At 64.1% G+C, this 23998-nt stretch carries 27 protein-coding genes; 16 read left to right on the top strand and 11 right to left on the bottom strand.

The window, feature by feature from the left end:
- Window positions 1–123: 123 nt before the first annotated feature.
- A complete protein-coding gene (locus tag AB3X86_RS25290; RefSeq protein WP_368598143.1) occupies window positions 124–660 on the top strand; it encodes a hypothetical protein in 537 nt (178 codons plus the stop codon).
- A 99-nt stretch (window positions 661–759) separates the two neighbouring features.
- Here AB3X86_RS25290 and AB3X86_RS25285 read toward each other — a convergent pair whose 3' ends face one another.
- Entirely contained in the window at window positions 760–1191 is a 432-nt protein-coding gene (locus AB3X86_RS25285) for a hypothetical protein (protein ID WP_176106692.1), read from the bottom strand.
- Window positions 1192–1431: 240 nt separating this feature from the next.
- On the opposite strand from AB3X86_RS25285, the gene AB3X86_RS25280 reads away from it, so the two are divergent.
- The 5 genes from AB3X86_RS25280 to AB3X86_RS25260 all read left to right on the top strand — a co-directional run bounded on the left by AB3X86_RS25280 (window position 1432) and on the right by AB3X86_RS25260 (window position 6317).
- Window positions 1432–2133, top strand: coding sequence for a CDP-alcohol phosphatidyltransferase family protein (locus AB3X86_RS25280; protein ID WP_368598142.1), 702 nt, complete (start codon window positions 1432–1434; stop codon window positions 2131–2133).
- A complete protein-coding gene (locus tag AB3X86_RS25275) occupies window positions 2130–2945 on the top strand; it encodes a 2OG-Fe(II) oxygenase (RefSeq protein WP_176125467.1) in 816 nt (271 codons plus the stop codon). Before AB3X86_RS25280 ends, AB3X86_RS25275 begins: the two co-directional genes overlap by 4 nt.
- Window positions 2942–3994: a lysylphosphatidylglycerol synthase domain-containing protein gene (locus tag AB3X86_RS25270; protein ID WP_368598141.1), complete on the top strand. Its 1053-nt coding sequence runs from the start codon at window positions 2942–2944 to the stop codon at window positions 3992–3994. Before AB3X86_RS25275 ends, AB3X86_RS25270 begins: the two co-directional genes overlap by 4 nt.
- 28 nt (window positions 3995–4022) lie before the next feature.
- A complete protein-coding gene (locus tag AB3X86_RS25265) occupies window positions 4023–4787 on the top strand; it encodes an NTP transferase domain-containing protein (RefSeq protein ID WP_368598140.1) in 765 nt (254 codons plus the stop codon).
- A 126-nt stretch (window positions 4788–4913) separates the two neighbouring features.
- On the top strand, window positions 4914–6317 hold the full coding sequence (locus AB3X86_RS25260) for an MFS transporter (RefSeq protein WP_368598181.1): 1404 nt from the start codon (window positions 4914–4916) through the stop codon (window positions 6315–6317).
- A 23-nt stretch (window positions 6318–6340) separates the two neighbouring features.
- Here the strand turns inward: AB3X86_RS25260 and AB3X86_RS25255 are convergent, their stop codons facing one another.
- Window positions 6341–7390 (bottom strand): S1C family serine protease, encoded by a 1050-nt coding sequence (locus tag AB3X86_RS25255; protein WP_368598139.1) that lies wholly within the window; start codon window positions 7388–7390, stop codon window positions 6341–6343.
- A 180-nt stretch (window positions 7391–7570) separates the two neighbouring features.
- On the opposite strand from AB3X86_RS25255, the gene AB3X86_RS25250 reads away from it, so the two are divergent.
- Entirely contained in the window at window positions 7571–7969 is a 399-nt protein-coding gene (locus tag AB3X86_RS25250; protein WP_368598138.1) for a VOC family protein, read from the top strand.
- Window positions 7970–8132: 163 nt separating this feature from the next.
- On the top strand, window positions 8133–9059 hold the full coding sequence (gene ppk2 / locus AB3X86_RS25245) for a polyphosphate kinase 2 (RefSeq protein WP_176125470.1): 927 nt from the start codon (window positions 8133–8135) through the stop codon (window positions 9057–9059).
- Between the two features lie 102 nt (window positions 9060–9161).
- On the opposite strand, the gene AB3X86_RS25240 is transcribed toward ppk2, so the two are convergent.
- Both AB3X86_RS25240 and AB3X86_RS25235 read right to left on the bottom strand, forming a co-directional pair.
- Window positions 9162–10748, bottom strand: coding sequence for an inorganic phosphate transporter (locus AB3X86_RS25240; protein WP_368598137.1), 1587 nt, complete (start codon window positions 10746–10748; stop codon window positions 9162–9164).
- Window positions 10749–10931: 183 nt separating this feature from the next.
- Complete coding sequence (locus tag AB3X86_RS25235) at window positions 10932–11525, bottom strand: short chain dehydrogenase (RefSeq protein WP_013092348.1); 594 nt, start codon at window positions 11523–11525, stop codon at window positions 10932–10934.
- Between the two features lie 223 nt (window positions 11526–11748).
- Between AB3X86_RS25235 and AB3X86_RS25230 the strand changes: the two genes are divergently transcribed.
- Window positions 11749–12594 carry a CHAD domain-containing protein gene (locus AB3X86_RS25230; RefSeq protein ID WP_368598136.1) on the top strand — a complete coding sequence of 282 codons (846 nt, stop codon included), beginning with the start codon at window positions 11749–11751 and terminating at the stop codon, window positions 12592–12594.
- Window positions 12595–12763: 169 nt separating this feature from the next.
- Window positions 12764–14293, top strand: a complete 1530-nt coding sequence (locus AB3X86_RS25225) for a diguanylate cyclase (RefSeq protein WP_368598135.1) — start codon at window positions 12764–12766, stop codon at window positions 14291–14293.
- Between the two features lie 66 nt (window positions 14294–14359).
- Here AB3X86_RS25225 and AB3X86_RS25220 read toward each other — a convergent pair whose 3' ends face one another.
- The 3 genes from AB3X86_RS25220 to AB3X86_RS25210 all read right to left on the bottom strand — a co-directional run bounded on the left by AB3X86_RS25220 (window position 14360) and on the right by AB3X86_RS25210 (window position 17445).
- On the bottom strand, window positions 14360–15469 hold the full coding sequence (locus AB3X86_RS25220; protein WP_368598134.1) for a VTT domain-containing protein: 1110 nt from the start codon (window positions 15467–15469) through the stop codon (window positions 14360–14362).
- 270 nt (window positions 15470–15739) lie between these two features.
- Window positions 15740–16378 (bottom strand): GTP cyclohydrolase I FolE, encoded by a 639-nt coding sequence (folE, locus tag AB3X86_RS25215; RefSeq protein WP_176125881.1) that lies wholly within the window; start codon window positions 16376–16378, stop codon window positions 15740–15742.
- 137 nt (window positions 16379–16515) lie between these two features.
- Complete coding sequence (locus tag AB3X86_RS25210) at window positions 16516–17445, bottom strand: LysR family transcriptional regulator (protein ID WP_176384917.1); 930 nt, start codon at window positions 17443–17445, stop codon at window positions 16516–16518.
- Between the two features lie 433 nt (window positions 17446–17878).
- Between AB3X86_RS25210 and AB3X86_RS25205 the strand changes: the two genes are divergently transcribed.
- From AB3X86_RS25205 to pcaC, 5 genes are all read left to right on the top strand, one after another.
- Complete coding sequence (locus tag AB3X86_RS25205; protein ID WP_368598133.1) at window positions 17879–18586, top strand: 3-oxoacid CoA-transferase subunit A; 708 nt, start codon at window positions 17879–17881, stop codon at window positions 18584–18586.
- A gap of 13 nt (window positions 18587–18599) precedes the next feature.
- The gene (locus tag AB3X86_RS25200; RefSeq protein ID WP_368598132.1) at window positions 18600–19259 is read left to right on the top strand and encodes a 3-oxoacid CoA-transferase subunit B; all 660 of its coding nucleotides are present in this window, start codon (window positions 18600–18602) and stop codon (window positions 19257–19259) included.
- Between the two features lie 292 nt (window positions 19260–19551).
- Complete coding sequence (locus AB3X86_RS25195; protein WP_368598131.1) at window positions 19552–20931, top strand: 3-carboxy-cis,cis-muconate cycloisomerase; 1380 nt, start codon at window positions 19552–19554, stop codon at window positions 20929–20931.
- Between the two features lie 5 nt (window positions 20932–20936).
- Window positions 20937–21728 carry a 3-oxoadipate enol-lactonase gene (pcaD, locus tag AB3X86_RS25190; protein ID WP_176106675.1) on the top strand — a complete coding sequence of 264 codons (792 nt, stop codon included), beginning with the start codon at window positions 20937–20939 and terminating at the stop codon, window positions 21726–21728.
- The gene (gene pcaC, locus AB3X86_RS25185; protein WP_013092338.1) at window positions 21725–22126 is read left to right on the top strand and encodes a 4-carboxymuconolactone decarboxylase; all 402 of its coding nucleotides are present in this window, start codon (window positions 21725–21727) and stop codon (window positions 22124–22126) included. The genes pcaD and pcaC overlap by 4 nt, the downstream gene beginning before the upstream one ends.
- Before the next feature lie 132 nt (window positions 22127–22258).
- Here pcaC and AB3X86_RS25180 read toward each other — a convergent pair whose 3' ends face one another.
- The 4 genes from AB3X86_RS25180 to AB3X86_RS25165 all read right to left on the bottom strand — a co-directional run bounded on the left by AB3X86_RS25180 (window position 22259) and on the right by AB3X86_RS25165 (window position 23744).
- A complete protein-coding gene (locus AB3X86_RS25180; RefSeq protein WP_368598130.1) occupies window positions 22259–22462 on the bottom strand; it encodes a hypothetical protein in 204 nt (67 codons plus the stop codon).
- Between the two features lie 117 nt (window positions 22463–22579).
- Window positions 22580–22972 (bottom strand): hypothetical protein, encoded by a 393-nt coding sequence (locus tag AB3X86_RS25175; protein WP_368598129.1) that lies wholly within the window; start codon window positions 22970–22972, stop codon window positions 22580–22582.
- Between the two features lie 14 nt (window positions 22973–22986).
- Window positions 22987–23376, bottom strand: a complete 390-nt coding sequence (locus AB3X86_RS25170) for a hypothetical protein (protein WP_176106671.1) — start codon at window positions 23374–23376, stop codon at window positions 22987–22989.
- Window positions 23373–23744 carry a tlde1 domain-containing protein gene (locus tag AB3X86_RS25165; protein ID WP_368598128.1) on the bottom strand — a complete coding sequence of 124 codons (372 nt, stop codon included), beginning with the start codon at window positions 23742–23744 and terminating at the stop codon, window positions 23373–23375. The genes AB3X86_RS25170 and AB3X86_RS25165 overlap by 4 nt, the downstream gene beginning before the upstream one ends.
- 71 nt (window positions 23745–23815) lie before the next feature.
- Between AB3X86_RS25165 and AB3X86_RS25160 the strand changes: the two genes are divergently transcribed.
- Window positions 23816–23947 (top strand): hypothetical protein, encoded by a 132-nt coding sequence (locus tag AB3X86_RS25160; protein WP_368598127.1) that lies wholly within the window; start codon window positions 23816–23818, stop codon window positions 23945–23947.
- The last annotated feature ends 51 nt before the right edge of the window (window positions 23948–23998 follow it).

Genomic DNA, 23998 nt, shown 5'->3' with positions numbered 1-23998 from the left:
CGGCTTCGCTGTTCCGAGCGCGCCTTGTCCGTTCGTCAGAGCGAGCAGGGCGAAGCGGGCCGGGCAGGTAGAATCGCGGGTTCGAAATCTGTTTGTGCGCCCCGCGAAGTGAGTGAACCTGTGATGAACGACACGCCCTTTCCCTCGACCGATACGAATGCCGGGTTGCTGGCCGACGACTCGTCCGGACCGGACGAAAGCATGCATGAAGAGCGTCTGTGGCGCGATAACGGCTGGACCGCGCGCATCATCAAGAACGAAGACGACGAAGGCTGGGCCGTCGAAATGATCAAGGACGGCGAGGCGGAGCCCGCGCTCGTCGGGCCTTGGACGATGGGTCGCAACAAGAAGGATCCGAAGCCGCTCGATGTGTCGGCGTTCAACACGCTGGTGAAAACCGCGGCGGAAGTGCTGCGTCGCCACGAGCAGCAACTGCGCGCGCAACTGCACAAGGCGGTGCGCGTGCCGAGCGCGGACGGCAACGACGAACTCGACATCACGCTCGACATCGTTCCGGACGAAGACGAGCCGTACGCGCTGTTGAGCGCGCTCGATATTTTCGGCGAGCAGATCGCGCAGGTGCAGGTCGCGCCGACCTTCAAGCTCAGCAAGGCGAGCGCCGCGGCGTGGGTGGCGAACGAGTTTCGCCGGCCGGGGTAAGTCGTTGCCAGGGTGTCGCTGGTTTGGATGGCCAGCTTGGCCCCGGTTGCGAGCCCAGCTTAGACGGATCGAATCGCTCGGTTAGGCGTGTCGCCAATCCTAGTTGCGCTTGCAAAAAATCGCGGTGATCAGCGGTGCGACGTGGTGCACGATCGCTGTACTGCCGGCGTTCTCGAGCGCGCTTTTAACCTTGTCGTCGCCGCCGAACACGACGGCGCCATACGCGGACTGCGCGACCGGTTCGCCGTCGCCGACCCGGAACATCGGGTCGTCTTTTTCGAAGCCGACCACCGCGAATACGCGGAAACCGAACGCGGTTAGATGCGCACCGGGCATCGGCGAGAACGCGTTGATCGAGTTGCTTTCGACGTGACTTGGCTTGGGGTTGATCAGTTGCTGCTGCATCAGATCAGCAATGAACTGGTGGCCGCTCTCATTGCATACGAGTGGCGCGTCGAGCTCCACGGCAAAAGAGGACAGCGGCAGCGCGGCGGCTGCGGCAAACAGCAGAGGGACAAGAAGACGGTTCATGAGTGTAGGCGGGCGTCCACAGTCGATGCCGTGGATTAGCAACCACTGCGCCAACCCCGGAGGGGCGCGAGCGGTGCTGCACATCGAACGGATTCCGCGTGACTGGCACAACTGGATTCGCACTTTACAGCGATTCGGCGAATTCCGCTTTGGGGCGGACATACAAACGGTATTTGCAAATTGCCGGGAAATATACGACACAACAGCAAGCTTTCAGAATCCCGTATATATTTCCGCCTTATGACTTCGCAACCCCGACCTCCAATAAACGTCCCGCCGCCACGTACGTGGGATGCCCGGCTCGCTCGCCGGCTCGTGACACCGCTAATCGATACCTGGGTCACCCCGAATCATTTGACCACGCTGCGCCTGCTGATCGGCGTCGCAGGCGCGCTGTGCCTTGCGCACGGAGGATTCGGGTGGGCCAATGCGGGAGCACTTCTGATCGTTCTGTCTAATTTCGTCGATCACACCGACGGCGAACTCGCGCGCGTCGGCGGCAAGTCGAGCCGTATCGGTCATTTTTACGATCTCGCCTGCGATGCTCTCGTGACCGTGATGCTGTTCGTCGGCATGGGTATCGGTGTCGGCGGTGCGCAGATCGATGCTTTGAAGCTCGTGCCCGGCATGCTCGGCGCGGTTGCGGGTGTCGCGGTTGCCCTGATCTTCTTCTTGCGCATGCGGATCGAGGAAATGGTCGGCAAGGCCGGCACGAAGCAGGCGTCGGTGGGGGGCTTCGAAACCGAGGACGTGCTTTACCTGCTGCCCATCGTCACGCTGACGAATGTCGTCGCGCCGTTCGTGGTGGTCGCGTCGATCGGCGCGCCGCTGTTCGCCGCATGGGTGGTGATCGACTTCTGGCGCGTCGCGCGCCGTAGCGCTCGCCTGACGGCCAAGGCCCCCGCCACTTCAGAAACCAGTCAACAGTGGGCCAGCAAATGAATCTGCACGCCGAAGACGACGTGATCGCGCCCGTGTCGACAGGCACGCCCGTGGCGGCGCTCACGCCCGCGCCCGATGCCGACCGCGCGGTCGCGAGCCGTACCCGCACGTTCGACAACGCGCGTCTGCGCAAAGACTTCGCCGCGCAGGACGCGTTTCTGTATCTCGAAGATTTCCTCGCGCCGGAAGTCACCGCGCAGCTGGTTCACAGCGCGCGCTCGCTGCTCGACGAAGTGAACCGCAACTATCTGCCTGGCCACAAGCAGGGCGGCAGTGTCAGCCGCCATACGATCGACCGTCTCGCGCCGTTCATCGCCGAGCTGTATCGTTCGAAGGAGTTGATCGGCTGGCTTGAGCAGCTGAGCGGCGACCAGCTGCAGGTGTCGCCTGCCGACGACCCGCACGCCTACGCGCTCTACTACTACACGCGCCCCGGCGACCATATCGGCTGGCACTACGATACTTCGTATTACGACGGGCGCCGCTACACGCTGCTTCTCGGCGTGATCGACGAATCGTCGTGCCGGCTCGACTACGAGCTGCATACGCGCAATCCGGAGATGCCGGACCAGCCGGGTTCGGTGCAGATTCCGCCCGGTGGCCTCGTGTTTTTCGATGGCGACAAGCTGCGTCATCGCATCACGCCGGCCGGCCCGAACGAGATGCGCGTGTCGCTGACGTTCGAATACGTCACCGATCCCAACATGCGGCCGTGGCGCCGCTTCGTTTCGAACATGAAGGACGCGATCGCGTACTTCGGTTTCCGTCAGGTGTTCCGTCAGATGGCCTCGCGCGGCAAGGACGCCGCATGAGTCGCGCGGCGCTGCTTCTGCTGTCGATCGGCTCGGCGCTGTTCGTCGGCCTGCTCGCGTGGCAGGGCTTCGGCTCGGTGGCGTCCACCTTGCTCGCAGCCGGCTGGGGGCTCGCGGTCGTCGCCGCGTTCCACGTGGTGCCGCTCGCGATCGATGCGGCTGCGATCGCGGTGCTGTTCAAGCGCGGCCACCCGTTGCGTGACGGCGCGCATGAAGGTCCAGCAAGCCGCGCGCGAGCCGACCTCTCGCTGCGCGATGCGCTGTCCGCGCGCTGGATCGGCGAATCGGTGAATAGCCTGCTGCCCGCTGGACAGATCGGCGGTCCGGTGGTGATGGTGCGGCAACTGTCGCAGCGCGGCATGCTGCTGCGCGAGGCGGCCGCCGCGATCACCGTCAGCACGACCTGGCAGGCGCTGGCGCAAATCGTGTTCGCGCTCGGCGGCCTCGCGATGTTCGGCGCGTACGCCGCGCACGGCACGCTGCACGACCTGCGAACCGCAACGCTGATCGCGACCTGCGTGCTCGGCGCGCTGATCGCCGCGTTCTACTTCGCGCAGCGGCGCGGCATGTTCGGGCGTCTGCTCGGCGTGGTGTCGAAGGTGTTCGGCAAGCGCGACTGGTCGTCTCTGGTGACGCGCGCTGAAGCCGTCGATGCCGCCGTGCAGTCGCTGTACCGCGAGCGCGGGCGCGTGGCGGCGAGCTTTGCGCTGAGCCTCGTCGGCTGGGTCGTCGGCACGGTCGAGGTATGGCTCGCGCTGCGTTTTCTCGGCCATCCGGTCGGCTGGGTCGAGGCGCTGCTGCTGGAGAGCATCGGCCAGGCGATTCGCGGCGCGGCCTTCATGATTCCGGGCTCGCTCGGCGTGCAGGAGGGCGGCTATCTGCTGCTCGCGCCGCTGGTGGGTTTGCCGCCCGACGCGGCGCTGGCGTTGTCGCTCGCCAAGCGTGCGCGTGAAATCCTGCTGGGCCTGCCGGGCCTGCTGGTATTGCACTTCAGCGAACGAAGCTGGCAACGTCGGCGCGCCCCGCGGCGTGTGCCGGTTGCCGATTGACCTCCGTACTTTTTTCAAAGGACCGCGCATGCGCGCCATCATTCTCGCAGCGGGCCTCGGCCTGCGTCTCCAGCAACCGCCGCAAGCCCAGTTTCCGAAATGCCTGTTGCAGTTCGACGGCATGAGCCTGCTCGAACGGCATCTGCAGATGCTCGAAACCGCCGGCGTGACCGACGTCGTGCTCGCGCTCGGTTTCCAGCCGCAATCCGTGCAGGCGGAACTCGCGCGCATCAACTGGCCGCATAAGATCGAGACCGTGCTCAATCCGCGTTTCGATCTGGGCAGCGTGCTGACCGTGCATACCGTTGCCGACGCGTTGACGCGCGGCGGCGACGTGTTGCTGATGGACGCCGACGTGCTGTACGACGAGCGCATCCTGAACGCGCTGGTGGCGGGCGAGTCGGTTAACCGACTGCTGATCGACCGCGATTTCGAAGCGGGCGACGAGCCGGTCAAGCTATGCCTGAAGGACGGCGTGCCGGTCGAGTTGCGCAAGCAGCTCGCGGTCAATCTGGAGTTCGACACGATCGGCGAGTCGGTCGGCTTCTTCCGCTTCCGCGAGGAAACCGCGCGCCGCTTTACGCAGATCGTCGCGGGCTATATCGACAGCGGCCGTGCGAACATGCCGCACGAAGAGGCGGTGCGCGACCTGCTGCTCGAGCGCAGCCAGGTATTCGACACGGCCGACGTGACCGGCGCGCCGTGGATCGAGATCGACTTCCCGAACGACGTCGCGCGCGCGGCCAACGAAATCCTGCCGCAGTTGCAGCCGCTCGTCAGCGCATCGCGCTAAAGCGTCCGCCGCGCGTCAGAACGCATGACGGCGCGCGGCAAAACCCCTCGCGCGACAACATTTGTTGCCGCCGCAATGCCATAATCGGCACTTTCCATTGATGGCGGGCCGCCCGTCGCCATGACAATGCTGCTCGCTTTAGGCGCTTTCATCGTTCCGCTGATCGTCGCGTGCGCGATGTTCATGGAAAACGTGGACGGCACGGTCATCGTGACGTCGCTGCCGGTTCTGGCGCGCGACCTCGGTCATGATCCGATCACGCTGAAGCTTGCGGTTACCGCGTATGTGATCGGCCTCGGCGTTTTTATCCCGATCTGCGGCTGGGTCGCCGACCGCTTCGGTTCGCGCACCGTGTTCCGAACGGCGATCGGCATCTTCATGGCGGGCTCGCTGCTGTGCGCGGCCTCCACTTCGCTCGATACCTTCGTGCTCGCGCGCTTCGTGCAGGGCATCGGCGGCGCGCTGATGGTGCCGGTGGGGCGCATCATCATCTTCCGTTCGCTGCCGAAGTCGCAGTTCATTCGCGCGATGAACTATCTAACGGTGCCGGCGTTGCTCGGCCCGGTGGTCGGGCCGCCGCTCGGCGGCTTTATCACGACCTATCTGCACTGGCGTCTGATCTTCGTGATCAATGTGCCGATCGGGCTGCTCGGCATCTGGCTCACCAACAAGTACATCGCCAATACGCGCGAGCCGCATCCGGGCCGGCTCGACTGGCTTGGCTTCGTGCTGTCGGCAAGTGGCGCGTCGTTGTTCATGCTCGGGCTCTCGCTCGTCGGCGGCGAACTGGTGTCGACGGGAGAATCGGTCGGCATGTGTGTGACCGGCATCGTGCTGCTGCTGGTTTATGTGCTGTACGCAAGCCGCGTCGCGCTGCCGGTGCTCGATCTGCGTTTGCTGCGCATTCCGAGTTTTCATGCGAGCGTGATCGGCGGTTCGCTGTTTCGTATCGGTCTTGGCGCGGTGCCGTTCCTGTTGCCGCTCGCGTTGCAGGAAGGGCTCGGCATGACCGCGTTCAGAGCCGGCGCGATCACCTGCGCGTCCGCGTTCGGCTCGATCTTCATGAAGACGGTGGCGTCGCGCATTCTCGAACGCTTCGGCTTTCGTACGGTGCTGATGGTCAACGCCGGGTGCGCGGGTCTTGCGATCGCCGTGTACGGGTTGTTCTTTCCCGGCACGCCGCATTGGGTGATCTGGTGCATCGTGCTGGTGGGCGGCTTCTTTCCCTCGCTGCAATTCACGTCGCTCAATACGCTGGCCTACGCGGATATTCCGAGCAGCGACGTCGGCCGCGCAACGAGTGTTGCGAGCGTGATCCAGCAGATGTCACTCGGCCTCGGCGTGACGATCTCGGGCATCGTGCTGCTGATTTCGCATCGTCTGCAAGGGCATCCGAACATCGTGTTCTCCGATTTCTGGCCGGCGTTTCTGGTCGTCGGTCTGTTCTCGTGCCTGTCGATTCCAATTACGCGGCGGCTGCCGCGAGACGCGGGTGATGAGATCGCGCGCGCCAGCCGCGGGCGCGCGTAAGTCAAGATACGGGCGCAGTCTGCTTACCCCGCCTGCTCCACCGGCGTCACCGTCAACTCCAGCCGCTGCGCGCCGCGCAACACCGTCACGCTGACCGGCTTGTCGATACGCGAAGCATCGAGCGTGCGTTGCAGACTATCCACATCCTGCACCGGCTGTGCGTCGATCGCGACGATCGTGTCGTCGGTGCGCAAGCCGCCGAGCGCGGCCGGACTGCCTTTGACGATCTCCATGACGTGCACGCCGCTTTGCGTGCCCAGGCCAAAGTAGCGCTGCACACGCCGCGACAGCGGCGCCGTCGTGCCGGCCACGCCGATATACGCGCGTCGCACGCGGCCATGCGCGAAGATCTGCATGATGACCCACTTCGCGGTATCGATCGCGGTCGCGAAACAGATGGCCTGCGCGCCAGGAATGATCGCGGTATTCACGCCGATCACCTGACCCGCCGAATTGATCAGCGGTCCGCCCGAGTTGCCCGGATTCAACGCCGCGTCGGTCTGGATCACGTCGTAGATCATGCGGCCGGAGTTCGAGCGCAGCGACCGGCCCAGCGCCGAAACGACGCCGGTCGTCACGGTCTGCTGCAGCCCGAGCGGGCTGCCGACCGCAATGGCGATCTGCCCGACGCGCAGCTTCGACGATTCGCCGAGTTCGACATGCGGCAGCGGCTCCGGCGAACCGATGCGCAGCACCGCGAGATCGCTGCCGGGATCGTCGCCGACCAGATCGGCGTCGAACTTGGCGCCGTCGGCGAGCGTCACCTGGATATGCGTCGCGCCATGCACAACGTGGCTATTGGTCAGCAGGTAGCCGTCGGGCGTGAACAGGAAGCCCGAGCCGGTGCCGCCGCGCGCGCCGCGCCCATTCGCGGACGCGTCGCCGGGCAGCCGGCGTTCGACGGCGATGAACGCGACCGCCTGCTGCACGCGCTCCAGTGCGCCGATCACGGTGCGGGAGTAGGCGTCGAGCAGCGCGTCGTCGTCGTTGGTCAAAAGTTCGGTGGATTGGGGCCCGGGGGCGTCGGATGCGGCGCTCGACAGGTCATCGATGAAGCGTGGACGGCTTCCCATAACGATGCTCCGGATAGACGGGCTGCGAGATGCGGGGCGTCGCGCGGGTTTTCAAGGGCGTCTGGGGCGGGGCGCCCGGGGTCGGCCCGAGTGCCGCACTGGCGGCCACCGCGTGTGAGACACTTTCCGGGGCGGGCCGTCGCTCGCCGCTCGCTCGCTCGCGCCACGGAGACCCCCTTCATGTCCGCATCTACCTTTTCTGCGCCGCAACCTCCGCAGCCGGAACCACGCATCGAGTCTCTGAGCGCAATCACGCTCGCCACCAGCGACATGCAGCGCGCCGTCGCCTTCTACGAAGCGCTCGGCTTCCCGCTCAAATACGGCGGTCCGCGCGAGGCCTTCACGTCGTTCGCGTTCGGCAGCTCGTATCTGAACCTGATCGCCGATGCGCGCGCGCCGGTCACCTGGTGGGGGCGCGTGATCATCTACGTGTCGGACGTCGACGCGATCTATGCCAAGGCGCTGGCCGCGGGCTTGCAGCCGTCGCTCGCGCCGACGGATGCGCCGTGGGGCGAGCGCTATTTTCATATCACCGATCCGGACGGCCACGAATTGAGCTTCGCGCGGCCGCTGCACTAGCGGCGGCAGCCTAGGCAAAACTCGCTATCATGGGTGTTTCCACGCATCCGCAGCGGCCGCCCACGCGGTAACACGGCTGACACCTCGCGCTTCGATAATCGAACGCGACCGCGTCGCGCTAGCCGCCGCGCGCCATCCCATTCCTGTTGCGAGGAGAGCCGCAATGAAAGAGCCGGACCCGAGACCCGATTTCGAATTGATGGCGGAGCGGCAACGCCGTTTCGAGGAAGACCTCATCGATGCCTACGACGAAGAACTCGAAATGGAGGTCGACGACCGCATTATCGACGGCCCGGCCGGATTTACGCCCGAGCATCGCGAGGCGCGCAGGCAGTACTTCCGTGAACTGTTCCGGCTGCAGGGGGAACTGGTCAAGCTGCAGGACTGGATCGTCGCGACCGGACATCGGCTCGTCGTGATCTTCGAGGGGCGCGATGCGGCCGGCAAGGGCGGCGCGATCAAGCGCATCACGCAGCGCCTCAATCCGCGCGTGTGCCGCGTGGCAGCATTGCCCGCGCCGAATAATCGCGAGCGCACGCAATGGTATTTCCAGCGCTATGTATCGCATCTGCCGGCGGGCGGCGAGATGGTGCTATTCGATCGCAGCTGGTACAACCGCGCGGGCGTCGAGCGCGTGATGAACTTCTGCACCGACGAGGAATACGAAGAGTTTTTCCGCTCGGTGCCGGAGTTCGAAAAGATGCTGGTGCGCAGCGGCGTGCAGATCCTCAAGTACTGGTTTTCGATCACCGACGAAGAGCAGGAAATCCGCTTCCAGAACCGCATTCACGATCCGCTGAAGCAGTGGAAGCTGAGTCCGATGGATCTGGAAAGCCGGCGCCGCTGGGAAGCGTATACGCAGGCGAAAGAAGTGATGCTGCAGCGCTCGCATATCCCCGAGGCGCCGTGGTGGGTCGTGCAGGCCGTCGATAAGAAGCGCGCGCGCCTGAACTGCATTCACCATCTGCTGAGCCAGGTGCCGTATCACGAGATCGAGCACCCGCACATCGAATTGCCGTCGCGCGTCTATCACGAAGACTATAGCCGCCAGCCGGTGCCCGACGCGATGATCGTGCCCGAGGTGTACTAAAAAGCGGATCGTATGGACTAGCGGGCCAACGAAAAAGCGCGGTACGTATAGAACGTATCGCGCTTTTTTTCGTGCTGGATGGGTTCCGCCAGATCGGCGAACTCAGAACACCGAACGGAACACCCAGTACAACCCGCCCGCGAGCGCGATCGACGCGGGCAGCGTCAGCACCCATGCGAGGATCAGGCTGCGCACGGTGGCCCATTGCAGACCCGAGCCGTTGGCCGCCATCGTGCCGGCGACGCCGGAAGAGAGCACGTGGGTCGTCGACACCGGCAGACCGTAGACGTCGGCGGCACCGATCGTGACCATCGCGACGAGTTCAGCCGACGCGCCCTGGCCGTACGTCAGATGCTGTTTGCCGATCTTCTCGCCCACCGTGACGACGATGCGCTTCCAGCCGACCATCGTGCCGAGACCCAGCGCGATCGCGACCGCCACCTTGACCCAAGGCGGAATGAACTTGGTTGCGTGATCGATCTGCTTCCTGAAGTTGGCAATGACCTTAGCGTCTTCGGCCGAGAACTGCGGCTGATTGGCCTTCTGCATCAGACGGATCGCCTCGGACGTGACATACATGTTGTTGCGCACGTTATCGACGATGCCTTGCGGCAGCGCGGCCATCGAGCCAAATTCGCCGACCTGGCGGCCGATCTGCTCGGTCAATTGCCGCAGCGCCGGCAGCGTTGCGGGTGTCAACTGACGAGTGCGCACGAAGGCCTCGACGTCGGCGCGCGGATCCGCGGAAGGCGCCGCGCCCTGCGTGTAGCGCGCTAGCGTCGCCGCGGTTTGATGCGCGACCGCGACGAAGTTCTGCGTTTGCTCCGGCGTGACCGCTCGATTCAGTGCGTACGCAGTGGGCACCGTACCGATCAGGATCAGCATGATCAGGCCCATCCCTTTCTGGCCATCGTTCGAGCCGTGCGCGAACGACACGCCCGTGCAGGTCAGAATCAGCAGGCAGCGAATCCAGAACGGCGGCGGCTCCTTGCCCTTCGGCTCGGCATACAGCGCGGGCACCCGCACGACGGCCTTCAGGATCAGCAGCAGCAAGCCCGCGAGCAGAAAACCCACGATCGGCGAAAACAGCAGCGACTTGCCGACGCCGAGCGCCTGAGTCCAGTCGACGCCGCTGGTGCCATTCGCACCGTGCATCATCTGATTCATCAGGCCTACACCGATGATCGAGCCGATCAGCGTGTGCGAGCTCGAAGACGGTAGGCCCAGGGACCACGTGCCGAGGTTCCAGATGATCGCGGCGATCAGCAGCGCGAATACCATCGAGAACCCGGCGCTGCTGCCGACCTGCAGGATCAGCTCGACAGGCAGCAGTTGCAGCACGCCGAAGGCGACCGCACCGCTAGACAACAGCACACCGAGAAAATTCCACGCGCCGGACCAGACGACCGCGATATTCGGTGTCAGCGAGTGGGTATAGATGACGGTGGCGACCGCATTGGCCGTATCGTGAAAGCCGTTGACGAACTCGAAGCCGAGCGCGATCAGCAGCGCGACGCCGAGCAATAGATAGGGCAGCACCGAGCTTTCGCGCACGGGCTGCAGATCGTCTATCAGATGAACACCGCAGTACACGACGCCCGCAATGAGCAGGCCGGCGAAAATCACCAGGCCTGCGCTACGGCCCTTGCCGCTGGCGGCGCCTGGTTGCGGATACGAAAGTTCCGGCATGGCGTTAGCCCCAAAAATGTGGTCGCAGAGTATTCGATGCTGCTTTCGCTGCGTGTCGCAATGATGACAACTGCGTGACGGCAATGGGGGTGTAAAAAATAGACGCGGCGCGGTATATGCCGCCGCGCACTGGACTAAGCAAGTGATGAATAAAACCAGGCAGTAGACGCACCGCAGTCGCGCCTACGATGCGCTGACGACCTCGCCGCTTGCGCTGCCACCGAGGGTGCGTTTATAGGCTTGCGCGACGATTTCCGCCGGTATCCCTTGCGACGGATCGCGGCCCATCGATTCGAGCGTTTCGGCGACCCACCCCGGGCTCACCACATTGACGCGGGCTTTGCCGCGCAACTCGAGCGCGGCCGAGCGCGCGAACGCCTCGACACCCGCATTGACGATACTGACCGCGGCGCTGCCTTCCATCGGCTGTTGCGCGAGCACGCCGCTCGTCAGTGTGAACGAGCCGCCTTGCGACACATGGTCCACGCCGCAGCGCACAACATTGACCTGCCCCATCAGTTTGTTGGCAAGACTAAAAGAAAAGTCTTCGTCGCCAAGCGCCGCGAGCGGCGCGAATTTCGCTGAGCCGGCCGCGCAGATGATCGCGTCGAAGCTGCCGGCTTGCGCATACATCGCTTCGATGCTGCGTTTGTCGGACAGATCGACGTGGAGGTCGGAGCCCTTGCGGCTTGCGCCGACCACGTCGTGCTCGGTGGCCAACAGCTTCACGATGTGCGAGCCGAGCAGGCCGGTCGCACCGACAACGAGTATTCGCATACATCCTCCTTGGGTCTGTTTGCGGCATTTGCCGCGCTGCACACTGCATCGTCAAGCCGGAGCATTCGCCGGACCGCGCGATAAGCGGCTCCATCGGTCGAGCATAGGCGCTGCCGACACGACGCGCCAACGCGTCTGGGAAACCCACTGATATGCGCGGTGAATCCCTCGTGAGCATCGATTTTGCTACGTTGGAAAGACGGTCACGTTTCCGGGAGCATCGATGAAGCAAGACAGTGAAACAGCCAACGAGCCGGTACCCCAAGAATCGGCGCAGCGGGCCTTTACTTCCTACGCCGCGCCACTGGTCGATGAGGCGGTCAGACTCGCCAAAGGCATACACGACGACCCGTCACCCGAAGCGCTGCACAAACTGCGTGTGTCACTGCGGCGTTTGCGTTCGTTGTGGTGGGCGTTCGCACCGCTGCTCGACAAGGGCGAAAATTCTCGCCAGCGCGCCGTCTATAAGTTCCTTGCCACCGCGGCGGGTAAAACGCGCGATTGGGACATCCTGATCGAGTTGCTCAAGCAGGAAGGCGGCGACGCACGAGCGTTGATGCCGAAGCTCGAGCAGACGCGCCGCGACACGCTGGCGACCAGCCGCGAGACGTTGTTGAATGCCGACGTCAAACATCTATTGCGCGATGCGTTGGCCACCACTTCCGGGGAACTGCACGCCACCCACGATGCGGATGTTGCGTTGCGCAAATTTGCCGCTCGGCGCATTCGGGCGTCGGAGCGCTCGTTGAAAAAACGCATCAAACGCGCGCGCCATGCAAAACGCTCGAATTACGCGGCCTTCCACGATGTCCGAAAAGCGGGCAAGAAACTGCGCTATCTGTTCGAGTTTTTCGGGCCGGTGCTTAAAATCAGCCATCAGCGCACGCTCAAGCGGCTGAAAAAGCTTCAGAAGCGCTTCGGCTTGCTCAACGATACCGTCGCCAGCGAAGCGCTGTTGCGCGACAATGCGGCGTCGCTTGCCGACGCGGACCACATCGAAGCCGCGTTGGCCTGGCTCGACAGGAAACGCAAACGCCGCTTGCGCGCGGCGTCGGAGCTACTGGGCTGAGCGAGTGCTCTCGTCTCGCTAGCGCGGAGGACCCGCAGCCCAACATGCACTGCGCACCGCGCTGCCGGTCCGAAAGAATCGTCCGCGAAAGGAGGCGAGGAGCGTGGCACAGCATGGGCTTTCGCTGCGTCATCGGTTGCGCCTGACGTTGCATGCCGTTCGAGCCGGGATGACCCGCTATGTGGGCAACCGCCCGTGGGTGGCCGGCGTCGCCGGCACGCTCGTCGCGTTGGCGATGTCGATCCTGACTGCGGTGGAAGTCGGCGAAGGCCGCCGCGAAATGCTCGATCATGCGCGCCAGACCTCGCAAAACCTCGTGTCGATCATTTCCGCGGATCTCGCGCGCAACGTCGAAATCTATAATCTGTCGTTGCAATCGATGGTGGATGCCGCGCGCAGTCCGGACACCTGGACGCTGCCGGTCCCGGCACGCCAGGCGAAGCTGTTCGAGCGCGCGACCACTGCCGCCTTTCTCGGCGGTGCGTATGTCGTCGGCGCCGACGGCGAAGTGGCCGCCGCACAGTACGACGACGCCAACACCACCGTCCATCTCGACGACCGCGAATACTTTCAGGTGCAACTGCGCAACCCGGCGGCGGGCCTGTATTTCTCGCATCCGTTCATGTCGCGGCTGCGCGGCGGCATGCCGTCGATCGCGCTGACGCGGCGCATCGACGATGCGCAGGGCAACTTCGCCGGCATCGCTCTGCTCGCGATTCGCATCGAGTACTTCCAGCACCTGCTGGACCGGATCGACACCGGCGAGCAGGGTTCGGTTTCCATCGTGATGGCGGACGGCACGCTGCTCGCGCGCAAGCCGGTCGACGGGCGCGATATCGGCGCGAGCGTCGCAAAGTCGCCGACCTTCGTACCGATGACCGCGCACGACTCCGGCACCTACGTATCGGTCTCGCCGGTCGACGGTGTGCGTCGCATCGTTACGTACGCGCACGTACCCGGCACGCCGCTGATCGTGGCGATCGCGCCTGCCGTCGACGACGTGCTCGCGCCGTGGCAGCATCGCAGCCACGTGGCGGCTGCGCTGACCATCGGGTTCGGTGCAGTGTTCGTGGTCGTGTCGTGGCTGCTCGCGTTCGCGCTGCGGGACAAACAGCGCGCGCAGGCCGCGCTGGTGCGTCTCGCCTCGACCGATTCGCTGACCGGGCTCAGCAATCGCCGCGTGCTCGACAAGCGACTCGACGACGAATGGAAGCGCGCGCGGCGCGACGACAAGCCGCTGTCGGTGCTGTTCATCGATATCGATCACTTCAAGCGTTTCAACGACACCTACGGCCATGAGAGCGGCGACGAAGTATTGGTCGCGGTGGCGGATTGCATCGCGTCCGTGGCGCGGCGCTCGGTCGATCTGGTCGCGCGCTACGGCGGCGAAGAGTTCGCGGTGGTGCTGCCGGATACCTCCGCGCGGGGCGCGTTCACCGTCGCGGAGCAAATTCGCCGCAAGGTGGAAAACCGCGTCATCGTGCGTGGACACGATGCGCCGCAGGCGGTGACGGTAAGCGTCGGCTGCGCCACGGCACTGCCGGGCGCCACGGATTTCGCCAATGGAGCCGAGCTGCTGGCCGCCGCTGACGCGCAGCTCTATGTGGCGAAGAACGAAGGACGCAATCGCACCCGGTCGGCGCAGTGGGACGAGTATTCGGCGGTGCAGGGGGCGTCGAGTACGGGCGCGGCGCTCTGACGCCAGGTATCCTTTCACGTGAGCGTGAGCGCTCGCTCGGCCCAAAGGGCCGCGGCGCAGCGCGATTCAGGCGCGCTCCACGCTGCGCGGCGCGAAACCGCGCAACGTCACTGCAGCTGCAGTTTCGCCCCGCCACGCCGGGCGTGGCTGATCGGCCGCCATACCGTCCGCGTAAGCCAGCGAGCCCACCGGGAAGCCGCGCCGCCGCCATGCATCGAGTCCGCCGCGTAGTGCGCGAATCCGCGTGTAGCCGTTGCGGCGCATATGTTGCGAGACTTCGAGCGCGGTCGCGCTGTCCGGACAGATGCAATAGATCACCACGTCGTGCGTGCGCAGTGCACCGTCGATCAGTTCGGGCGAGTGAGGATCGAGCGCGAGCGCGTCGGGGATCTGGCCTCGCAGATCGAGCAGTGGTGCGCCGGGCCGCGCATCGAGCACGCGGGACGGCGCCGTGCGGCTCAGGCGACCGGAGTGCCGCCAGCTCCACGGCAGTCTCGATGCGACGCTCGCCGGTGACGCGTGCGTCGGCGCGGCCAGCATCGGCGTGGCCGGGGCCGACGCGGCTCGCCTGAACCGGCGTCGTTCGTCATATCGCAGATACAGCCGGTAGAGCAGATAGGCCAGCGCCACCACGAGAAGGATGTCGGCGATTGTGCCGCCGCGCCGTTCGACGAATGCGCGCAGCATATGCACCTCGCGCTCCACCGCCGCGCCGCCAAGCAGCCAGAAAGTCGCCCACGTGATCACGCTCGCCAGATCCCATAGTGCGTAGATGCGGATGTCGACGGCGGTCGTGCCCATCAACGGCGGCGTGATCAGGCCGAGCCCAGGCACGAACTTCGAAATCGACACGAGCGGCATGCCATAGCGTTCGAATAGCGAGCGCGCCATTTCGAGCCTCGTATCGACGACGGGCGACAGGCGGCCGAGCCATGCGAGCAGCTTGCGGCCAAACAGCCGGCCGGCCGCGAACCAGGTGCCGTCGCCGATCAATGCGCCTAGCACCGCCGCGCCGAGAGTCGGCCAGAACGACAGGGTGCCCGCGGCGATCGCCGAGCCCGCGAACAGCAGCATCGGCACGGCCGGGATCGGTACGCCGAGGCGCGTCAGCAGGACGTTGACGAACACGATCGCGCTGCCCCAGGTTGAAATCGCCGACAACGGAAACTCGACCAATTGAGCCGCTCCTGTTGCTGCTGGTGGGCTGGCATGCGCACCTTGGATTTCAGGATAGGCGATGGCTTGTGGGCGGTGCGCGGTGCGCGTGGGGAGGGGGTGGATGGGGCGGGGTGGTGATCGTCAAGGCGCAACTAACTGTCAACCCCAGCGGCCCACCACGACGTTGCCGGTGAGCGTGAAGAGAGTGCGCGCGGGGCCGCACACAGGATTCGCAGGGGCGGGGGCTGCATCGTCAGCGAACCCCAAACAGCCCCTGCGTTCACCGCATCAGGCATTCGGCATGGCCACCACGCCCGGATTCCCGACGATCGCCAGAAACTCCCGCCGGGTCGACGGATCGGTGCGGAACGTGCCGAGCATGCGCGAGGTGACCATCGTGACGCCCGCCTTATGCACGCCGCGCGTAGACATGCACTGATGCGCGGCTTCGAGGATCACGCCGACGCCGGCCGGTTGCAGCACGTCGTTCAGCGTATCGGCGATCTGCACCGTCATCTTTTCCTGGATCTGCAGCCGCTTCGCGAACGCATCGACTAGACGCGCGAGCTTCGAAATGCCGACCACGCGATGATTCGGCAGATACGCGACGTGCGCGCGTCCGATGATCGGCACCATATGGTGCTCGCAGTAGCTTTCGAAGCGGATGTCCTTCAGCACGATCATTTCGTCGTAGCCGTCCACTTCGGAGAAGGTACGCGCGAGGATTTCGCGCGGATCGACCTGATAGCCCGCGAAGAACTCCTCGTAAGCGCGCGTCACGCGCGCCGGCGTGTCGATCAGGCCTTCGCGCTGTGGATCGTCGCCGGCCCAGCGCAGCAGCACGCGCACCGCTGCCTCAGCTTCTTCGCGGCTCGGGCGTTCGACGGCCGCTGCGGGTTTGGTTTTCTTTGCCTTGCTGCTGGTCATGCGTCGTCCTCCTGGATCGCGTGTCGATGCTGCGCTGCGCGCGGGGTCAGTAACTGAGGTCATTGTTCCATGTTTTGCGCCCGAAGATGCCGATGCCCCTTTCGCTGCCGGGGCGGTCGCGGACTTGCCTCCAGCAGCTACTTCGGCCATTCGTCCATCGCATCGTTGAACAGTTCGGCGACCACGCCGCGCAGCCAGCTGAGGCGCGGATCGTTATGAAACTTGCGATGCCAGTGCTGCCGCAGGTCGAAGCGCGGCAACGGCAGCGGCGGCTCGACGAGCATGATCGACGCATGCTCCGACACGTACGCGAAGCCGATCGCGTGCGGGACGGTCGCGAGCAGATCGGTGCGCGCGAGGATGAAAGGCAGGCTCATGAAGTGCGGCGTTTCGAGCACCGCGCGCCGCTTGATGCGCTTCTTTTCGAGGTACTGCTCGAGCACTTCCTGGCTGCGTCCCTCGGCGCGCACCACCGCATGGCCCGACGCCACGTATTGCTCGAGCGTGAGCGGCCCTTTCGACAGCGGATGTCCGCTGCGCATCAGGCAGATGAAGCGGTGCGTGAAGAGCCGCTGCTGAAAGAAGTTGGTGCCCGCCAGGTCCGGAAAATAGCCGACGGCGAGATCGACGTCGCCCGATTCGAGCCCGCGCTCCACCTGTGACGGCGACAGCGTCACGGAGCGCAGATTCGCCGACGGCGCGCGCTCGGCGAACAGCTGCAAAAGACGCGGCAGAAACACGATCTCGCCGACGTCGGACAGCGCGATCGAGAACGTGTGCGTGCTCGTCGCCGGATCGAAGTCCTGCACGTCGAGCATGCCTTTCTCGATGCGCAGCAGCGCGTCGCGCGCGGCGGGCAGGATCGCGAGCGCGCGCGGTGTCGGCTCCATGCCTTTCGATGTGCGCACGAACAGCGGATCGTCGAAGTATTCGCGCAGACGGCCAAGCGCGGTGCTCACGCGCGGCTGGCTCACGCCGAGCTGCTCGGCGGCGCGGCTCACGTTGCGCGTGTCTTCCATCGCAACCAGATAGGGGATCAGATTCAGATCCAGATGTGTCTCGGACATGCTAGTTATGGCTCGCGGCGCGGGCGAGGCAAGGCGGTGCCTATGCCGTATCGCTATAGAGCCTAGTTGAAAAATCGCCCATAAGCATAGTGGGATTTTGCGCGGCCGGCTTTTTCGCGCGCAGGGCGAGCACTCGACGAGGGCAATCTGCACCTTCGCCGCCGCGTGCGGCGACCTATGATGAAGGGGGTTTCCCTGCCTTGACAATCCGCCCACAGGACAACCATAATCGCCGGAGCGTTCGCTAAACGAATCACTGTTCATGTAACGAACAAAATTCAGCGGCGAATCAATCGAAGGCGCCAGCCCGCTCTCTCCCTCGCGAGCCGTCGCCAGCATGCCCGGAGACTGTTTCCGCGCGAGCTTTGCCGCGAGCCTGGTTGGTGAGGACTGTCAGCCCAGCGGCACGTAGCGCCCCCAAAGGAAATTCGACATGATCAACAAGATTTTCGAGACACTTCAATCGGCGGTCGCCGATGTCCACGACGGCGCGACCGTCATGATCGGCGGCTTCGGCACGGCCGGCATGCCGTCCGAACTGATCGACGCGCTGATCGAACAGGGCGCGCGCAACCTGACCATCGTCAACAACAACGCAGGTAACGGCGATATCGGCCTCGCGGCGCTGCTGAATGCCAAGCGCGTGCGCAAGATCATCTGCTCGTTCCCGCGCCAGACCGACTCGTATGTGTTCGACGCGCTCTATCGCGCCGGCGAAATCGAACTGGAACTCGTGCCACAAGGCAATCTCGCCGAGCGCATCCGCGCGGCGGGCGCGGGCATCGGCGGCTTCTTCACGCCGACCGCGTACGGCACCAAGCTCGCCGAGGGCAAGGAAACCCGCCTGATCGACGGCCGTCACTACGTGCTCGAGTCGCCGCTGCATGCGGACTTCGCGCTGATCAAGGCGTACAAGGGCGACCGCTGGGGCAACCTGATCTATCGCAAGACCGCGCGTAACTTCGGGCCGATCATGGCGAGCGCCGCGAAGACCGCAATCGTGCAGGTGTCGGAAGTGGTGCCGCTCGGCGGCCTCGATCCGGAAGAAATTGTCACGCCCGGTATTTTCGTGCAACGCGTGATCGAAGTGCCGCAAGCGGCGCATCTCCCCACGCCCAATCCTCACGACGCTGCTGCCTGACCCGGAGACCGACATGAAGAAACTGACCCGCGATGAAATGGCCAAGCGCGTTGCCCAGGACATCCCTGAAGGCGCTTACGTGAACCTCGGCATCGGCGTGCCGACGCTGGTGGCGAACCACCTCGCCGCCGACAAGGAAATCTTCCTGCACAGCGAAAACGGTCTGCTCGGCATGGGCCCGGCACCGGCGAAGGGCGAGGAAGACGACGAACTGATCAACGCCGGCAAACAGCACGTCACGCTGCTGACGGGCGGCGCTTACTTCCATCACGCGGATTCGTTCGCGATGATGCGCGGCGGCCATCTGGACTTCTGCGTGCTCGGCGCGTTCCAGGTATCGGCGAAGGGCGACCTCGCGAACTGGCACACCGGCGCACCGGACGCGATTCCGGCGGTCGGCGGTGCAATGGACCTCGCGATCGGCGCGAAGCAGGTCTACGTGATGATGGAGCACCTGACCAAGCAAGGCGAAAGCAAGATCACCGCCGAGTGCTCGTACCCGGTCACCGGTATCGCCTGCGTGACCCGTATCTATACGGACCTCGCGATGATCGACGTGACGAAGGAAGGCCTCGTCGTGCGCGAGATTTTCACGGACATCGGCTTCGACGAACTGCTGAAGCTGACCGGCGTGCCGATGACCGACGGCACCCAGACCGCACGCGCGGCCTGATGCGTGGCTGAGGCGTCGCGGCGGCGGCCTGCCTTGCGGCCGCATCGATGGCGCCTCGTCTGAAGGCAGCATTGCACGAACGGGCCAGCGCTGACTAGGCAAACTCTTCGTCAGCGCTGGCCTGGCAACTTCAGCGACAGCCTGCCCGCGTTTGGCGCACAATACGCAGCACAAAGTGCGGCATACGTATGGCACGAGCGCACTACAAGCGCCGGTCCACCGCGGTTTCTGCTTCGACCCGCCGCGCCGCGCCGTTTCTTCACTTCCGATTCCCTCAAACATCGTCGTCACCATGCTCGACTCCAGCGCCCGTCTGACTGGCCTTCTTTGCGGCACACAGCCGATGAACGACATCTGGGCGCCGCGTGCCACGCTGCAGCGAATGCTCGACGTCGAAGCCGCACTCGCGCGCGCCTCCGCCGCGCACAAAGTCATTCCCGAATCCGCCGTCCCCGCGATCGAAGCGGCCTGCCAGGCCGACCAACTCGACGCCGACGCGCTCGCACGCGACGCCGCGCTCGGCGGCAACCTCGCGATTCCGCTCGTCAAGCAACTGACCGCACTCGTCAAAGCCGCGGACGCCGAAGCGGGCAAATACGTGCATTGGGGCGCGACGAGCCAGGACATCATCGACACCGCGACGGTGCTGCAACTGCGCGACACCTTCGACCTGCTCGACAGCGGCCTGCAAGCCACCTGCGACGCGATCGCGAAACTCGCGGCCACCCATCGCGCGACGCCGATGATCGGCCGCACATGGCTGCAACAGGCGCTGCCGATCACGCTGGGTCTGAAGTTCGCGCAATGGCTCGACGCGCTGCTGCGACATCGCGATAGGCTCAATGCGCTGCGAGAGCGCGTGCTGGTGCTGCAATTCGGCGGCGCGGCCGGCACGCTCGCGAGTCTGCGCGAGGCGGCGCCGCAGGTCACGCAGTCGCTCGCCAAGGATCTCGGGCTCGCGTTGCCGACCTTGCCGTGGCATACGCAGCGCGATTGCATCGCCGAGACGGCGTCGCTGTTCGGCATGCTGATCGGCACGCTCGGCAAGATCGCGCGCGATGTGTCGCTGCAGATGCAAACCGAAATCGACGAGCTCGCCGAACCGGCCGCGGCCGGCAAGGGCGGATCGTCGACGATGCCGCACAAGCGCAACCCGGTCGGTTGCGCGGCGGTGCTGACGGCCGCGACGCGCGCGCCCGGCCTCGTCGCAACCGTGTTCGCCGGCATGGTGCAGGAGCACGAACGCGCGCTCGGCGGCTGGCAAGCCGAATGGGACGCGCTGCCGGATCTCGCGCGTCTCGCGGGCGGCGCGCTCGCGAACATCGAACAGATCGCGTCCGGCTTGAACGTGAACGTGCCGCGACTCGCGAAGAATCTCGACGTCACGCACGGGCTGATCCTGGGCGAAGCGGTGATGCTCGCGCTCGGCGATGCCATCGGCCGGCTCGACGCGCATCATCTGGTCGAGCGCGCGTCGAAGGCGGCGATCCGCGACGGCAAGACGATGTACGACGTGCTTGCCGCCGACGCGGCCGTCACCGAACATCTTTCGATCGAGCGCCTGAAGCAGCTGCTCGATCCCGCTCAATACGTCGGCCAGGCGCACGCATATGTCGACGCCGCGCTGACGCTTCACACCACGCGCGCGCAGCGCGCCCATTCCAAGGAGTAACCGGCATGCCCTACGCCGCAGTCAACGGCACCGAGCTTCACTATCGCATCGACGGCGACCGTCACGGCCACGCGCCGTGGCTCGTGCTGTCGAATTCGCTCGGCTGCGATATGTCCATGTGGACGCCGCAGGTCGCGGCGTTGTCGAAGCACTTCCGTGTGCTGCGCTACGATACGCGCGGTCACGGCCATTCTGAAGCGCCGAAGGGGCCGTACACGATCGAGCAACTGACCGGCGACGTGCTCGGTCTGATGGATACGCTGAAGATCGCGCGTGCGAATTTCTGCGGCATTTCGATGGGCGGCCTGACCGGCATCGGGCTCGCCGCGCGTCACGGCGACCGCTTCGAGCGCGTCGTGCTGTGCAATACGGCCGCGCGCATCGGCTCGCCGGAAGTCTGGGTGCCGCGCGCCGCGAAGGCGCGCTCGGAAGGCATGCTCGCACTCGCCGGCGCGGTGCTGCCGCGCTGGTTCACGGCAGACTTCATCGAGCGTGAGCCGGTCGTGCTCGCGATGATCCGCGACGTGTTCGTGCATACCGACAAGGAAGGCTATGCATCGAACTGCGACGCGATCGACGCGGCCGATCTGCGTCCCGAAACGCCGGGCATCAAGCTGCCGACGCTCGTGATCAGCGGCACGCACGACCTCGCCGCCACGCCCGCGCAGGGCCGCGAACTCGCACAGTCGATTCCGGGTGCACGCTACGTCGAGCTCGACGCTTCGCATATTTCCAACATCGAAAAGGTCGACGAGTTCACGAAGACCGTGCTCGACTTCCTGACGGAGGCAAAATGAACGACGAAGACCGTTATGAAGCCGGAATGGGCGTACGTCGCGCGGTGCTGGGCAACGCGCACGTCGACCGTTCGCTCGCGAACCGCACCGAGCTGACCGAGGAGTTCCAGAACCTGATCACGCGCTATGCGTGGGGCGAGATCTGGACGCGTGAAGGTCTGCCGCGTCATACGCGCAGCCTGCTGACGATCGCGATGATGGTTGCGTTGAATCGCAGCGAAGAACTCGCACTGCACCTGCGCGCCGCGAAGAACAACGGCGTGACGCGCGAACAGATCAAGGAAGTGCTGCTACAGACCGCGATTTATGTCGGCGTGCCGGCGGCCAACTCAGCGTTCCACCTGGCCGACAAGCTGTTCCGCGAGGACGATGCGGCGGCCGCGGCGGCGAAGTCGTAAAGACCGCGCGCTCGTAGTTTTCAGAGCCAATCAGCAAACGCGCGACGGATATTTCCGTCGCGCGTTTTTTTATGCGGCGGTCGTCGCTATGACGCTTGCCGGCATCTGCACATTCAGACCGGACGCGACAGGTCAGGACTGTCTCGAGTTCAATGCAGGCCAGCGGGCCAAGGCAATGAACCACAGTAGAACGACGTTCACCACCGGAATGAAGGCAAGCAGCGACCAGGCTCCCGCATATCCCGCCTTCTTCAGGATCAGCCATAGCGGGATTATCTCCGCGATAACGACAACAAGAACAAACACCAGCCAGTGCCAAATGGAAAGAGCGCCCACGCATGCCTCCATTTTTTAAAGTTGACGGACTGAACTAAGTATAAAGACGCAAGGCCGAATCCTTGCTCAATGTAAAAAAACCCGCGCGAAGCGGGTCCGCGTCTGAACTGGCGAGGATCACTCGATCTGCCTGTACCGAGTGTCCCCGCTGACACGCTGCAACTGTTTCGAAACGATAAGAAACTGTTCGTCAGTAATCGTGCACTCCAGTTCGCCTATCTCATACACAGCAACCAGCTTGATCTTATTTCCATTTCGCTCCTCAAAGGTGATCTGATAGATCCCGCGCCACTTTTGTTCGCCATCTTCATATTTACCGATCTTTTCGGACGCCAGTCGCACCGCTTTTGTTTTCGTAGCATCGAAATCCAAGGAGAGGATGTCTGTTTTTCTCACCGCCATCTGGGCCACATAGGCCGGAAATCGGTCGCCGCATGGGGGGTATGGGCCGGTTTCCGCCAGGCATAACCCGGGAAAAGATAGCAGCAGGACTGCAAAAGCGTGTTTCATGGATTCAAAGGGCCTCACTCTATCTGCTTGAACATTCTGTCGTTCTCGGCTCTTGGCAACAAATGCTTCGAAACGACAAAGACCTCTACGGAACTCATCGAGCATTCAAATTCGCCAGCGTCGTCCACAGTAATCACCTTGACCTTGTTTCCGTTTTTTTCGTGGAAGGTGATGTGATAGACCTCACGCCACAACTGTTCGCCATCCTCCGATTTTCCAATTTTCTCGGACGCCAGTTGCACGGCTTGGGTTTTCGTATAGTCGATACTGCCAATCATGCCTGCGTCTTTCAGGCTGTTTTCGGCGATGTTGGTCGGCCACCTGTCGCATGGCGGGTTCGGTCTGCCTTGCGCCAGGCACAGCGCGGGAAGGGATAGCAGCAGGACTGCAAAAATGTGTTTCATGAATGTTCCACACTAAGCATTCTGTCGCCACTGTTCCAGATCTGCTTGCGGTATGGGAGGTGCAGAACGATACATCCATTCGACGCGTTGCCGGGTTCCTTCATGCTGTCGCCGTGGATCATGAAGCCGTCGCGCCCGCCCAGGCTGGTTCCCGCAACGGGGTTGAGCCGCATGGAATGCGGTCCAGTTTTAGGGTGCGGAAATGGTGCGGTAATTTCATACAGGCCAACGGGGATTGGTCCCTGGTCGCGGACATACTGGCTACTGTGCTTATTCTTGTGCTCTCCCTTGCCGGAATATCCCTTATCTGTGATTAATTTGTCGTCGTGATACAACAAGTGGCTCTCATGCTTGTAAATCCATACCATCGTCTTTTTCTCATTGGTTGTACGAACCAACGATTAAATCAGACCAACTGGTTGCACACAATTTTTAAGATATGCGTCAGTTTGATCTGCATCCCGATATGGAGATCGTCTACATCCTCGAGATGAGCACGGGCAGCGCGTGCATGCGCGGGTGGGCGGCCTCGCGAAGGGGGGCGGTCGTCGGCAAGGATGGCTTGCGCTGAAACTGAAGCGGTGCGCACCAACTCACGGCAAACGGCAATGCAACCAACCTC

It is taken from the genome of Paraburkholderia sp. BR14374, from assembly GCF_040948685.1.
GTDB lineage: Bacteria > Pseudomonadota > Gammaproteobacteria > Burkholderiales > Burkholderiaceae > Paraburkholderia > Paraburkholderia youngii.
The sequence above is the reverse complement of the archived record's forward strand: the minus strand, read 5'-3'. Positions and strand labels throughout refer to the sequence as shown.

Coding starts and splice junctions, on each gene's coding strand:
- AB3X86_RS25240 (WP_368598137.1), bottom strand. CDS start 10,748: ATGCCGGAACTTTCGTATCCGCAACCAGGCGCCGCCAGCGGCAAGGGC.
- AB3X86_RS25225 (WP_368598135.1), top strand. CDS start 12,764: ATGACCCGCTATGTGGGCAACCGCCCGTGGGTGGCCGGCGTCGCCGGC.
- AB3X86_RS25165 (WP_368598128.1), bottom strand. CDS start 23,744: ATGGTATGGATTTACAAGCATGAGAGCCACTTGTTGTATCACGACGAC.
- AB3X86_RS25230 (WP_368598136.1), top strand. CDS start 11,749: ATGAAGCAAGACAGTGAAACAGCCAACGAGCCGGTACCCCAAGAATCG.
- pcaC (WP_013092338.1), top strand. CDS start 21,725: ATGAACGACGAAGACCGTTATGAAGCCGGAATGGGCGTACGTCGCGCG.
- ppk2 (WP_176125470.1), top strand. CDS start 8,133: ATGAAAGAGCCGGACCCGAGACCCGATTTCGAATTGATGGCGGAGCGG.
- AB3X86_RS25175 (WP_368598129.1), bottom strand. CDS start 22,972: ATGAAACACGCTTTTGCAGTCCTGCTGCTATCTTTTCCCGGGTTATGC.
- AB3X86_RS25265 (WP_368598140.1), top strand. CDS start 4,023: ATGCGCGCCATCATTCTCGCAGCGGGCCTCGGCCTGCGTCTCCAGCAA.
- AB3X86_RS25280 (WP_368598142.1), top strand. CDS start 1,432: ATGACTTCGCAACCCCGACCTCCAATAAACGTCCCGCCGCCACGTACG.
- AB3X86_RS25235 (WP_013092348.1), bottom strand. CDS start 11,525: ATGCGAATACTCGTTGTCGGTGCGACCGGCCTGCTCGGCTCGCACATC.
- AB3X86_RS25205 (WP_368598133.1), top strand. CDS start 17,879: ATGATCAACAAGATTTTCGAGACACTTCAATCGGCGGTCGCCGATGTC.
- AB3X86_RS25250 (WP_368598138.1), top strand. CDS start 7,571: ATGTCCGCATCTACCTTTTCTGCGCCGCAACCTCCGCAGCCGGAACCA.
- AB3X86_RS25195 (WP_368598131.1), top strand. CDS start 19,552: ATGCTCGACTCCAGCGCCCGTCTGACTGGCCTTCTTTGCGGCACACAG.
- AB3X86_RS25285 (WP_176106692.1), bottom strand. CDS start 1,191: ATGAACCGTCTTCTTGTCCCTCTGCTGTTTGCCGCAGCCGCCGCGCTG.
- AB3X86_RS25270 (WP_368598141.1), top strand. CDS start 2,942: ATGAGTCGCGCGGCGCTGCTTCTGCTGTCGATCGGCTCGGCGCTGTTC.
- AB3X86_RS25260 (WP_368598181.1), top strand. CDS start 4,914: ATGCTGCTCGCTTTAGGCGCTTTCATCGTTCCGCTGATCGTCGCGTGC.
- AB3X86_RS25170 (WP_176106671.1), bottom strand. CDS start 23,376: ATGAAACACATTTTTGCAGTCCTGCTGCTATCCCTTCCCGCGCTGTGC.
- folE (WP_176125881.1), bottom strand. CDS start 16,378: ATGACCAGCAGCAAGGCAAAGAAAACCAAACCCGCAGCGGCCGTCGAA.
- AB3X86_RS25160 (WP_368598127.1), top strand. CDS start 23,816: ATGCGTCAGTTTGATCTGCATCCCGATATGGAGATCGTCTACATCCTC.
- AB3X86_RS25210 (WP_176384917.1), bottom strand. CDS start 17,445: ATGTCCGAGACACATCTGGATCTGAATCTGATCCCCTATCTGGTTGCG.
- AB3X86_RS25290 (WP_368598143.1), top strand. CDS start 124: ATGAACGACACGCCCTTTCCCTCGACCGATACGAATGCCGGGTTGCTG.
- AB3X86_RS25200 (WP_368598132.1), top strand. CDS start 18,600: ATGAAGAAACTGACCCGCGATGAAATGGCCAAGCGCGTTGCCCAGGAC.
- AB3X86_RS25255 (WP_368598139.1), bottom strand. CDS start 7,390: ATGGGAAGCCGTCCACGCTTCATCGATGACCTGTCGAGCGCCGCATCC.
- AB3X86_RS25275 (WP_176125467.1), top strand. CDS start 2,130: ATGAATCTGCACGCCGAAGACGACGTGATCGCGCCCGTGTCGACAGGC.
- pcaD (WP_176106675.1), top strand. CDS start 20,937: ATGCCCTACGCCGCAGTCAACGGCACCGAGCTTCACTATCGCATCGAC.